General features: G+C 37.9%; 9 protein-coding genes. 6 read left to right on the top strand and 3 right to left on the bottom strand.

The genetic code is table 11. The features are described 5' to 3' along the window. Nucleotides 1-413: 413 nt before the first annotated feature. From ZA05_RS08350 to ZA05_RS08340, 3 genes are all read right to left on the bottom strand, one after another. A complete protein-coding gene (locus ZA05_RS08350) occupies nt 414-1,130 on the bottom strand; it encodes a T9SS type A sorting domain-containing protein (RefSeq protein ID WP_053991243.1) in 717 nt (238 codons plus the stop codon). An 81-nt stretch (nt 1,131-1,211) separates the two neighbouring features. Continuing rightward, entirely contained in the window at nt 1,212-2,201 is a 990-nt protein-coding gene (locus tag ZA05_RS08345; protein ID WP_053991242.1) for a glycosyltransferase family 2 protein, read from the bottom strand. Between the two features lie 10 nt (nt 2,202-2,211). Continuing rightward, the gene (locus ZA05_RS08340) at nt 2,212-2,673 is read right to left on the bottom strand and encodes a type I restriction enzyme HsdR N-terminal domain-containing protein (protein ID WP_053991241.1); all 462 of its coding nucleotides are present in this window, start codon (nt 2,671-2,673) and stop codon (nt 2,212-2,214) included. A 102-nt stretch (nt 2,674-2,775) separates the two neighbouring features. Here ZA05_RS08340 and holA point away from each other — a divergent pair, with 102 nt between their 5' ends. The 6 genes from holA to ZA05_RS08310 all read left to right on the top strand — a co-directional run bounded on the left by holA (nt 2,776) and on the right by ZA05_RS08310 (nt 12,004). After that, nucleotides 2,776-3,780 carry a DNA polymerase III subunit delta gene (holA, locus tag ZA05_RS08335; protein WP_053991240.1) on the top strand — a complete coding sequence of 335 codons (1,005 nt, stop codon included), beginning with the start codon at nt 2,776-2,778 and terminating at the stop codon, nt 3,778-3,780. Between the two features lie 451 nt (nt 3,781-4,231). Beyond that, complete coding sequence (locus tag ZA05_RS08330) at nt 4,232-5,449, top strand: LamG-like jellyroll fold domain-containing protein (RefSeq protein WP_053991239.1); 1,218 nt, start codon at nt 4,232-4,234, stop codon at nt 5,447-5,449. 161 nt (nt 5,450-5,610) lie between these two features. Next, nucleotides 5,611-6,852 (top strand): LamG-like jellyroll fold domain-containing protein, encoded by a 1,242-nt coding sequence (locus ZA05_RS08325; RefSeq protein ID WP_053991238.1) that lies wholly within the window; start codon nt 5,611-5,613, stop codon nt 6,850-6,852. Nucleotides 6,853-7,025: 173 nt separating this feature from the next. Continuing rightward, nucleotides 7,026-8,246: a LamG-like jellyroll fold domain-containing protein gene (locus tag ZA05_RS08320; protein ID WP_082333724.1), complete on the top strand. Its 1,221-nt coding sequence runs from the start codon at nt 7,026-7,028 to the stop codon at nt 8,244-8,246. Nucleotides 8,247-8,420: 174 nt separating this feature from the next. Further along, the gene (locus ZA05_RS08315) at nt 8,421-9,662 is read left to right on the top strand and encodes a LamG-like jellyroll fold domain-containing protein (RefSeq protein ID WP_053991236.1); all 1,242 of its coding nucleotides are present in this window, start codon (nt 8,421-8,423) and stop codon (nt 9,660-9,662) included. 173 nt (nt 9,663-9,835) lie between these two features. Then, nucleotides 9,836-12,004 (top strand): LamG-like jellyroll fold domain-containing protein, encoded by a 2,169-nt coding sequence (locus ZA05_RS08310; RefSeq protein ID WP_082333723.1) that lies wholly within the window; start codon nt 9,836-9,838, stop codon nt 12,002-12,004. Nucleotides 12,005-12,177 lie beyond the last annotated feature (173 nt).

Below are 12,177 nucleotides of genomic sequence, written 5' to 3'. Positions count from 1 at the left end.
TTATAAACAAAAAATGGGAGCAAAAAAAAAGCCAAACCAGCTTCAAAATATGAAGTGGTTTGGCTAAAAGCAAGGTTGGTTGAGTTGTTACTGCTAAGATTAAACTTTTGTCATATCCCTGCTTCTGTTAAAGGTAAAGGTAACTAGATTTAACCCAAATATGGTTCTAATAATAAAGAACCCATAAATACCTTAATTATTAAATTAATGAGCAAAAAACACGATTAAATGTATTGTGCACACTTAAAATCACATATCGAAATTACAGATAAAACCGACTGCGAAAGTTAAATTAATGTTAATGGCGTTAAAAAATTTGATAACGTCTAATTTTTTAAATGTTTTGTTGAACATTTTATGTTTTAGTTCTCTATTTGCTAGGTATGCCTTAATTGTAAAAGTGTTTTTATTTGCTATTCCTTTACAAATTGTTTGGTGAAGTTGCCTTTGTCGGTGATTACTTTTAAAACATACACACCTGCAGTAAGGTCTTCAACATTGATTTCTGTGTCAGTATTGCTCACTATTAATTGCCCTAAACTATTATAGACTTCTGTAGAAATAATACCAGTTACACCTTTTATGTATAAAATAGAAGATGTTGGGTTTGGGTAAATTGATATTTCTTCCATTGATATTTCAGAAGTGCTTAAAGTAGCATTTTCTACAATTAAGTTATCGAACAGAGCAGTGGTTATTGGTGAAGTTACCGTAAAGGATGTCACGTTTTCCCAATTAAGTTCTGCGGTGGCCGAAAAGTTTGATGTTTCTACAGTTTCCACTTCATTATCACCTCCTTCAGGGGTTAGGGTAAAGTTTAGTCCATTGGGGGTGATATAACTCATTACAACTATCGAAGTAATATTTACGGGAGTATCAAATGTAAATATGGTAGAGGAGGTATGGCATTGTAAAGCTTTACCAGATGCTCCTTGAAAAGAGATGTTTGACGCAATAGTCATGTTGGTGGTTCCTCCTGGAGTTGTTGCTGTCAAGGTGATTCCATCAACAGTTTCAGATTTTGATGTACTAGCCCCAGCTGTTAAAGTTTCCCATCCAAAAGTGGTTTGCCCGATGGAATTCATAGTTCCCAATGCTGCAAAGCAGCCTAAAAGTAATAGTTTTTTCATGGTTGTTTATTGATAAATTTAGGACCGTGAAACTAAAAAGTACTTTTATTTTGGGAGTTAAATGAAAGTTAATGTAGGAAATTATTTATATGTTTTTTGCCCCTTTAAATAGTATCTCACAAGTATGGAAGCGTATTTATAGTAATTTTTTTGCTGAGTAATTTTATTCCGTTGTTTAATTAAATGCGGTAAGTGAGCATAGTAGCTAAAATGCGCTTTTAAAATGGAAAGGATATGTTGGAACTTTAACTCAAACAAAAATTTAAGGGCAGCAATGCCATCTAAAACCAAACGTGTAAAAACCAATATAAAAATTGGTCCGCTGGCATTTTTGGTAAGGGTGTAGAGGCTATTTCTAAAATTAAGATAGGTTTTCCTAGGGTTGCTGGATTGAAGTGTGGCGCCTCCCACATGATAAACAGTGGAAGCACCTATATACTTAGTGGTATACCCTAAATTGAAGGCGCGCCAACAAAGGTCAATTTCTTCCATATGGGCAAAGAAGGATTCGTCAAAACCATTTAAAGTGTTGAAAACATCTTTTCTAATAAAGAAACAGGCTCCGGAAGCCCAAAATATATTAGCATTGTCATCGTATTGTCCATTATCAGTTTCCAGGGTTTCAAAAATTCGACCTCTACAAAAGGGATATCCAAATTTATCGATAAAACCTCCGGCAGCCCCAGCGTATTCAAAGTGGTTCTTCCTTTTGTAGTCTAATAATTTTGGCTGAACAATGGCGGTGTTCGGGTTATTATCAAACTCCGTGATGATTGGAGGAAGCCAGTTTGGGGTCACTTCAATATCACTGTTCATAAGGCAGAAAATATCTGCGTCCACTTGTTTCAATGCATCATTATAACCTTTTGCGTACCCACCATTTTCATGGTTTTGGATGATGGCTATTTCTGGATACTTAGCTTTTACAAATGTTACGGAATCATCTGTAGACGCATTGTCTGCCACATAAATTTTGGCTTCTTGGGAGTGTGACACCACAGAGGGGAGAAATTCTTCCAAAAGTTGTTTTCCGTTCCAGTTTAAAATAACAATGGCTATACGTGTGCTCACAGAAATGGTTTCAAGGGGTTGATGGACTTGGATTGTAGGAGGGGAGCTCTCTTAAAAAAGTATAGCGCTCCGCTTCAAAATCCATTTGACAATAATAGTGATTAATTCCGTTGGTCACCATTAAAAACGAAGCATCCAAGGTTAAATTGTAACGTGCAATCTGATCGAAAGTAGCTTGGCTGATTGGTACAGAAGGGGCTTTGCATTCCACAATTAAGTGAATGCTGCCGTCTGTATTGAATACCACAATATCGTAGCGTTTCTTCAAGTTGTTTACGGTCAGTTCCTTTTCAACATTAATAAGTGATTTGGGATAGTTCTTCACTTGCATCAAGTAATGCACGCAATGTTGACGCACCCATTCTTCGGGTTGGAGAATGATGAATTTTTTACGAATCTCATCGAAAATAGAAATTTTATTTTCGCTACTTTTGAAACGGAATGAAAACTTTGGAAAGTTTAGGTTTTGCATGCGCGCCACTTGAATTTTTTCAAAAATACACTACATATAATAAATACCAAATGCAGGCTTTAGTTTTTCACTGGGCGTTTGGAGATTTGAAATTTTACACTTTTGGACGAGGTTAAACAGATAGTAACAGACATTAGGAACGGAAATTTAAAACCTATCTATTTTTTAATGGGGGAAGAACCCTATTATATCGATAAGATATCCGATTATATTGAAGATAATGTGCTAGAGGAAGCGGAGAAAGGGTTTAACCAAATGGTACTGTATGGGAGAGATATTAATGTAGAGGATATTGTGAGCAATGCCAAGCGTTTCCCAATGATGGCCGAACGTCAAGTAGTGATTGTGAAGGAGGCACAGGATTTAGCCAGACAAATAGAAAAGTTAGCCGCCTATGCCGATAATCCTCAGCCTTCAACGGTTTTGGTGCTCAATTACAAATACAAAAAAATCGATAAGCGGAAGGCTCTTTATAAAAGCATCAAAAAGACCGGTGTGGTTTATGAAAGTAAAAAACTCTATGAAAACCAAGTCGCCGATTGGATCCGAAGGGTGCTTTCTGGACAGAATTACAGTATTACACCAAAAGCCGCCCAAATGTTGGTGGAGTTTCTGGGCACCGATTTGAGCAAGATCAGCAACGAGTTGGACAAACTGAAAATTATTCTTCCCAAAGGCACCGAAATTACGGCAGAGCAAATAGAGCTAAATATTGGGATTAGTAAGGACTATAATAATTTTGAGCTTAGAAAGGCCATAGGGGAGCGCAACACTTTGAAGGCCTTTCAAATTGTCAATTATTTTGCCGATAATCCAAAGGATAATCCTATGGTTGTTACTGTGTCACTTCTTTTCAGTTTTTTTTCCCAATTATTACAACTTCACGGGCTTAGTGACAAGAATCCAAGGAATGTGGCTTCGGCCTTAAAAATCAACCCATATTTTGTAAACGAATATATTTCGGCTGCACGAAATTACCCTATGAGAAAAGTAAGTGCCATTGTAGAAACCTTGCGCGACTTTGACGTCAAGGGCAAAGGGGTAGGGGCCAATGCGATTCCTCAAGGAGATTTGTTAAAAGAACTTCTGGTGAAAATCTTCAATTAACAGCAATTTCACAAAGGTTAATCAAGTGTTAATGGCACACTTATTTTAAAGGTCGGAAAAGGCCTTTGGTTACCTTTGCAACGTAGTTTTATAAAATAAATTGACGATCTAGAGAACGCTGTTACTCTTTTGAATTTCAGTCTCTTGAAAATCATCAGGTTTTTTTATTAAGTTAAGTTTTTAGTTGATTAAACGAATTCAAATTTTAAGGAAGTAGTTAGCCTTAAAATTTGGCCGCAAAAAGGCTGTTAAAGTCTTATGCAAATTGTGTTATGTTATGAAAAAGTCAATCCTTTTTGGGTTGGCTTTTTTTGTTTTTAATATTTTTCTATGTAATTGAATGTAAGGATGTTGTGATTTTCTTAGGTTAAATTAATGTTAAAAGGCGACTCTAATTTAGTGTTGCCTAAAGTGTGTGATAATTTTAAAAAGCAACTTAAATTTAACAATTATGATAAGAAAACTACACAGAAAAATGATTTTGACTGCATTTTTTGCAGCAACTATGTTAACTATCAATGCCCAAACAGGTTTGAATTTTGACGGTTCTAATGATTATATCCAAACGTCCTTTGCGGGTGTGCTAGGGTCTACCAATAGAACATTTGAAGCCTGGATTTATGTGCCTTCGCCAGGGCCTTCCATCAATTTGGGAATTTTAGATTATGGTACTAATGCCGCTGGGTCTAGGAATACCTTTCTTATAAAGAATGATAATAGTTTGAAATTTGTGTCTGGTGGTACATTTGCAAATCTGGGGACCGATCCCGATACAGTGCCTTTAGATGCATGGACACATGTGGCTTTTGTTTTGAACAATGGTACAGGGTATCTATATATCAATGGGGAGGAAGCAATATCGGGTAATTTGTCAAATGTTAATACGCCTTCTGGGAATGAAGATGTCCTAATTGGAAACCGTGTTGCCGCAGCGGTTACTAATGACATGTTTTTTGGCGGGGATATGGATGAAGTTAGAATTTGGGACATCGCTAGAACCGAAGAAGAGATTCAGGCTACTATGTATACTGAGCTTTGCGAAAGTACCACTGGATTGGTGGCTTACTATAAGTTGAACGAAGGGGTAGCGGGAGCTGATAATGCAGGACTGACTTCTGTTACGGATTCCGCAGGAAGTAATGATGGTACCTTAAATGGTTTTGCCTATAGTGGAGAGACTTCCAATTGGGTTGAAGGTCATGGAATGGTGTCCTTGTCTGAGAACACGCTTACGGCGGCACAAACTGGAGCGACTTACCAATGGGTAGACTGTAATAATGGTAGTGCTGCAATAGATGGGGAGACTGGTCAAACGTTTACGCCAGATGTCACTGGTAACTATGCTGTAGAGGTTACGCTGGATGGTTGTACCACGACTTCGGAATGTGTAGAGGTGTCTTCATTGGGAGTGGAAGATATGTTGTTTGCCAACAATCTTAAATTATACCCTAACCCAACTTCTGGAAATGTAAATGTGACTTTGAATGGTGTGTATCAAACTGTGGATGCACAATTGGTGTCTATCACCGGAAAGGTAGTGGCAACTTACCAATTCAGCAATACTAATGAATTTTCATTAGATCTAAACAATTTCAATACCGGACTTTATTTTTTAAAACTTAAGGCAGATCATTTAGATGCTGCGACTGTTAAAGTGGTGAAAATGTAATTTTTAGATATATAAAACAAAAAAGCCAGCCTGAAAGGGTTGGCTTTTTTGTTGAAAAGTATTATCATGTAAGGGTTAATTTAAGGTTAAACGGTTGCGGTTTTTGTGTGTAGGTTTAGTGTAGTTTTTACATTTAAAAAATCAATTAAATTTTAATAATTATGGTGAAAAAACTACACAAAAAAATGATTTTGCCTGCATTTTTTGCGGCATCGATGTTAACAGCTAATGCGCAAACGGGCTTGAGTTTTGATGGTTCAGATGATTATATTCAAACGTCCTTTGCAGGCGTGCTTGGGACTAATAATAGAACGTTTGAAGCTTGGGTTTATGTACCTTCAGATGCCTCTGTAGATGTTTGTATTTTGGATTATGGTCTTGCTTCTGGAGGTTCAAGAAACACGTTTCTTATAAAAGCTGATGGGCAATTGAAATTTGTGTCTGGTGGTACATATGGAAATATTCAAACCGATATAAATGCAGTGCCTTTCGGTGCTTGGACGCATGTAGCTTTTGTGTTGGATAATGGCACAGGGTATTTATATGTCAATGGAGTAGAAGAAGCATCGACTAATTTATCAAATGTAAATACACCTGCTGGTAATGATAATGTTCGCATTGGAAATCGTGTTGCGGGAAATAATACTCCTGATTTGTTTTTCGGGGGTTCTATGGATGAAGTAAGAATCTGGGACGTTGCCAGATCAGCGGAAGATATTAAGTCTACTATGAATACTGAGCTTTGTGATGACACCGCAGGAATGGTGGCCTACTATAAGTTTAACGATGGTATTGCTGGAGCAGATAATACAGGGGTGACTTCTGTTACGGATTCTGTAGGAGGTAATGATGGAACATTAAATGGTTTTGCTTCTAGTGGAGCCACTTCTAACTGGGTAGAAGGCCATGGAATGGTATCCATTTCTGAAGCTACGTTAACAGCGGCTCAAACAAATTCAGAGACGACTCCAACAGAGCTTGTCGCTACATACCAATGGGTAGACTGTAACAATGACAGTGCAGCAATAGATGGGGAGACCGGACAAACTTTTACGCCAGAGGGTGCTGGTAACTACGCAGTAGAAGTTACTGTAGATGGTTGTACCACTACTTCGGAATGTATTGAGGTGTCTTCATTGGGAGTGGAAGATGTAATGTTTGCCAACAATCTTAAATTGTATCCAAACCCAACGTCTGGAAATGTAAATGTGACGTTGAATAGTGTGTATGAAACTGTAGACGCACAATTGGTGTCTATCACTGGAAAGGTAGTAGCAACCTACCAATTCAGTAATACCAATGAATTTTCATTAGATCTAAACAATTTCAATTCGGGGCTTTATTTCTTAAACCTTAAGGCAGATCATTTAGATGCTGCCACAGTTAAAGTGGTAAAGATGTAATTGTGTAATGTGTTTATTTTGAAAAGCCAACCTGAAAAGGTTGGCTTTTTTGTTATGTTTTGAATCTCAATTTTTTGGGTTTTATCGAGGTTAAATTAAGGTTAAAGACTGTGTGTGCTAGGTGAATTATGTCAAGTAAAAATAATTTTAAGGACAACTAAAATTTAATAATTATGATAAAAAAACTACACAGAAAAATGATTTTGCCTGCGTGTTTCGCAGCTTCTATGTTAACTGCCAATGCGCAGAATGGATTGAATTTTGATGGTACCGATGATTATGTTCAAACGTCATACGCTGGGGTGCTTTCAGATATTGATAGAACGTTTGAGGCATGGATTTTTGTGCCTTCTGACTATTCTGGTGGAAACAAAGCGATTTTAGATTATGGAACCAACTCTTCTTCTGGGGGGACTAGGAATACGTTTGTAATAAATGGGGATGGGAGCTTGAAGTTTATTTCAGGTGGTGGCTATGGAAATATTTCTACTGATGCTTCAGTTCTAACTTTTGGGGAGTGGGTGCATGTAGCTTTTGTTTTAGATAATGGTACAGGGTATTTGTATGTTAATGGTGAAGAAGAAGCCTCTGGTATTTTGTCGGGAGTTAACACACCTTCCGGAAATGATGACTTAAAAATTGGTCAACGTGTTGAAGGTGGGTCTATACCATTTAATGGGATCATCGATGAGGTGAGAATTTGGGATGTGGCTAGAACAGCAGAAGCTATTCAGTCTACTATGAATACGGAACTTTGTGTGGGTACTTCAGGATTGGTAGCCTACTATAAGCTAAACGAAGGTATAGCAGAAGGTGATAACTCTAGTGTAACTACTGCTATGGATTCTGCCGGTGATAATAATGGTATCTTAAATGGTTTTGCCTATAGTGGAACTGCTTCCAATTGGGTGGAAGGACATGGAATGGTTTCCTTATCTGATAATACTCTTACAGCTGCCCAAACTGGTGCGACTTACCAATGGGTAGACTGTGATAATGCCAACGCTGTAATTGTTGGAGCTACAGAACAGTCTTATATGCCAGAAGCGACAGGAAACTATGCTGTAGAAATTACTGTAGATGGTTGTACCACTACTTCAGAATGCATGGAAGTGGAAGTGGAAGCTCTTGGAGTGGAAGATGTAATGTTTGCGAACAGTTTAAAATTGTATCCAAACCCAACGTCTGGAAATGTAAATGTGACGTTGAATGGCGTGTATGAAACTGTAGACGCACAATTGGTGTCTATCACAGGAAAAGTGGTTGCAACCTACCAATTCAGCAATACCAATGAATTTTCATTAGATCTAAACAATTTCAATTCGGGGCTTTATTTCTTAAACCTTAAGGCAGATCATTTAGATGCTGCCACAGTTAAAGTGGTAAAGATGTAATTGTGTAATGTGTTTATTTTGAAAAGCCAACCTGAAAAGGTTGGCTTTTTTTGTTTCTTTTTAATAATCAATCCATTGTGGTTTTTGTAGGTTAAATTAAGGTTAATGAACATGTTTGGTGTGAAATTTCTAGAGGTCTTAAATAATTTTAAAGACAACTAAAATTTAACAATTATGATTAAAAAACTACACAAAAAAATGCTTTTACCTGCGTTTTTTGCAGCTTCCATGGTAACTGCCAATGCACAAAATGCTTTGGAATTTGATGGCTCTAATGACTATGTTACTACCACGGCTCCTTCCATAGAAGGCAATGCGTCGAGAACGGTTGAAGCATGGATTAATGCCTCGTACGATTCTGGGCAACGATTTATTGTAGGAATGGGAACTATGGCTGCAGGAACCCGATTCTCATTTAAAATTAATCCTGGATCTTCCTATATCCGCGTTGAAATAGGTGGTGGTGGATTAACCGGAAGCGATTACATAACAAACTCTCAATGGCACCATGTAGCTGTGGTATATGACAATTCCTTGACCTCTAATAAATACAAATTATATGTGGATGGGGTGTTGGATACTCAGGGCAATATTGGGAGTAATGATTTAGCCATTGGAAGCAATAATATAGCGATTGGGGCGAGAAATGATTTGGATCCAACAACCTATTTCGATGGGAAAATAGCAGAGGTACGTGTTTGGAATGTTGCTAGAACTGCTACAGAGATTGCCGATAATAAAGATGTGGCCCTTTGTGGAAATGAAGATGGCTTGGTGGCTTATTACCAATTCAATGAAGGAAATGCTGGAACTGATAACTCAGATATTACTACAGTGTCCGAGCTTAAAAATGGCTACAATGGAACATTGCACAACTTTGCTTTAAGTGGCTCCTCATCCAATTATGTTGCAGGCCCTACGCTTACAAGTTCAGTTGATGATACGGTGACATTGGACGAATCTACGCTAATGGCTACTGAGACAGGAGCTACTTACCAATGGTTTAACTGCGCAGATGGAAATACGGCTGTAGATGGCGCCACAGGGCAGTCGTTTACACCAGAAGTATCGGGAACCTATGCGGTTGAAATTACAGATAGTGAAGGATGTATGGTAACCTCAACTTGTATGGCGGTAGTGGTTGAGTCATTAGGAGTAGAAGATACTTTGTTTGCCAACAGTTTAAAATTGTATCCAAATCCAACGTCTGGAAATGTAAATGTGACGTTGAATGGCGTGTACCAAACTATGGATGCACAATTGGTGTCTATCACAGGAAAAGTGGTAGCACAATATCAATTCAGCAATACCAATGAATTTTCACTAGATCTAAACAATTTCAATTCGGGGCTTTATTTCTTAAACCTTAAGGCAGACAATCTGGATGCTGCTATAGTTAAAGTGATAAAGATGTAATTTTGTAATGTATTTAAGCGAAAAGCCAGCCTGAAAAGGTTGGCTTTTTTTGTTTCTTTTTAATAATCAATATGTTGTGGTTTTTGAAGGTTAAATTAAGGTTAAAAGGTGTGTTTGCTCAATGATTTCCGTAGGTCTAAGATAATTTTAAGGACAACTAAAATTTAACAATTATGATAAAAAAACTACACAGAAAAATGTTTTTACCTGCATTTTTCGCAGCTTCTATGTTAACATCACATGCGCAAACAGCATTAGATTTTGATGGTACGGATGATTATATCCAAACCTCGTTTGCTGGCGTACTTGGTTCGGCAAACAGGACGTTTGAAGCCTGGATTTATGTGCCATCTCCTGTGCCTTCCTCAAGTTATGGGATTTTAGATTATGGCACTAGTGATGTTGGATCAAGGAATACGTTTCTTGTTAAAGATGATAACAGTATAAAATTTGTTTCTGGCGGTACAAATGCAAATATGGGAACCAATCCAGACTCTGTACCTTTAGATGTGTGGACGCACGTAGCTTTTGTTTTAAATAATGGTACGGGTTATATATATATTAATGGTGAAGAAGCTGCCACGGCGAATTTATCAACTGTGGATACACCTTCAGGTTATACGAATGTTCGTATTGGTAATCGTGTTTCTGGAGGTAATGTTATGTATTTCGGTGGTAAAATGGACGAAGTAAGAATATGGGACGTCGCTAGAACCGAAGCTGAAATTCTTGCAGATATGGATACCGAGCTATGTTCCGGAACTTCTGGTTTGGTAGCTTATTATAAATTCAATGATGGTGTGGCAGATGCCGATAATACGGGAGTGGTAACTGCTACAGATATGGTTAGTGGAAATGACGGAACCTTGACAAATTTTGGACTGTCTGCAGGAGCGACCTCCAATTGGACTTCTGGAGCAACCTTGACTGCCGTGTCTACAATTGATACTACGGTTAGTAATGATGGTTCTGTTTTAACGGCCAATCATGCAGATGCAGTGTACCAATGGGTAGATGTAGACAATGCATACGCGACTATTGATGGGGCAACCAATCAAACATTTTCGCCTTCCGAAGGAGGGAATTATGCAGTGGAAATCACATTTGATGGTTGTACAGATATGTCGGAAACAATAAACTTTGTTGTTGTAGAACCGGTTATATATACAAAAACAGGGCTTAACTTTGATGGGGTAGATGATTACGTGCAGAGTCCGAGTATTCCTGTTTCTGGTAATAATGCCTGTACTGTAGAAGCTTGGGTGCGTACTACTAAAAATTCCTTACCTTCCGGAGATGGAGGGGATGGACAAAGTGTGATTTGCGATTGGGGAAATCCGTATCCTGCTCAGCGCTTTACTTTAAACCTTTTTTGGAGTAACAGTGTGCGTTTGGAAGTTGGGCAAGGCGGCGTATCTGGAACTACACCTGTTAATGATGGTGAGTGGCACCATGTGGCTGCAGTATATGATCCAACAGGTTCGCCTCATAGAGTTGCTCTTTATGTTGATGGTGAATTGGATGCAACAGGGAATTTTAATAATACCTCGATAAGTATACCGCAATATGGAACGGGAATTAGATTGGGAAAAAGAGTGCTAGATGATAATTTATTTGAAGGTGATATAGATGAGGTTCGTGTTTGGGATTATGCCTTAACACAAACCGATCTTGAAAGTAGAATGAATATAGAGCTTTGTGGAGATGAAACAGGGCTTGTAGCGTATTTCCCATTAGGTGAGGGTGTTGCAGGGACTGACAATGCAGGCATGACAACTACCAATGATATGAGTCCTTCAGGAAATGATGGCGTGTTAAACAATTTTACCTTATCAGGTGATGCTTCCAACTGGGGAGGAGGCCGTGATTTAGTATTATTAACAGATGCTACATTAACAGCTAATCAAGCCGATGAGGAAACTACATACCAATGGATAGACTGTGATAATGATAGCGCTGCAATAGATGGAGCGACTTCTCAAACCTTTATGCCTGAGGCCTCAGGAAACTATGCCGTGGAGATTACACTTGATGGTTGTATGACCACTTCAGAATGTGTGGCTGTGGAAGTGGAAGCCTTGGGAGTTGAGGAGACTTTAATGAATAACATGAAAGTGTATCCTAATCCAACTACAGGAAATCTTAATGTGACTTTAAATGGTGTTTATGACACCGTGGAGGCACAATTAGTATCGATCACAGGAAAAGTGGTTGGACAATATCAGTTCAGTAATACCAATGGATTTGCTATAGTGTTGAACAATGTTAATTCTGGAATGTATTTCTTAAACCTTAAGGCAGATAACTTGGATGCTGTGACTATTAAGGTTGTAAAAATGTAATTTTTGTAATGTGTTTAAGTGAAAAGCCAACCTGTTAGGTTGGCTTTTTTTGTTATGTTTTAAGTTTCAATTTGTTGGGTGGTTTTTGAAGTTAAATTAAGGTTAATCGCGATTTCTTTCCTAAGTTTTTTTAAGAATCAAAATATTTTTAGGCAACTTAAATTTTAACAATT

The organism is Mangrovimonas sp. TPBH4 (genome assembly GCF_001280505.1).
Classification (GTDB): Bacteria; Bacteroidota; Bacteroidia; order Flavobacteriales; family Flavobacteriaceae; genus Mangrovimonas_A.
This window is presented reverse-complemented; position numbering and strand designations above follow the sequence as displayed.

Coding starts and splice junctions, on each gene's coding strand:
- ZA05_RS08340 (WP_053991241.1), bottom strand. CDS start 2,673: ATGCAAAACCTAAACTTTCCAAAGTTTTCATTCCGTTTCAAAAGTAGC.
- ZA05_RS08330 (WP_053991239.1), top strand. CDS start 4,232: ATGATAAGAAAACTACACAGAAAAATGATTTTGACTGCATTTTTTGCA.
- ZA05_RS08320 (WP_082333724.1), top strand. CDS start 7,026: ATGATAAAAAAACTACACAGAAAAATGATTTTGCCTGCGTGTTTCGCA.
- ZA05_RS08315 (WP_053991236.1), top strand. CDS start 8,421: ATGATTAAAAAACTACACAAAAAAATGCTTTTACCTGCGTTTTTTGCA.
- ZA05_RS08325 (WP_053991238.1), top strand. CDS start 5,611: ATGGTGAAAAAACTACACAAAAAAATGATTTTGCCTGCATTTTTTGCG.
- ZA05_RS08310 (WP_082333723.1), top strand. CDS start 9,836: ATGATAAAAAAACTACACAGAAAAATGTTTTTACCTGCATTTTTCGCA.
- ZA05_RS08350 (WP_053991243.1), bottom strand. CDS start 1,130: ATGAAAAAACTATTACTTTTAGGCTGCTTTGCAGCATTGGGAACTATG.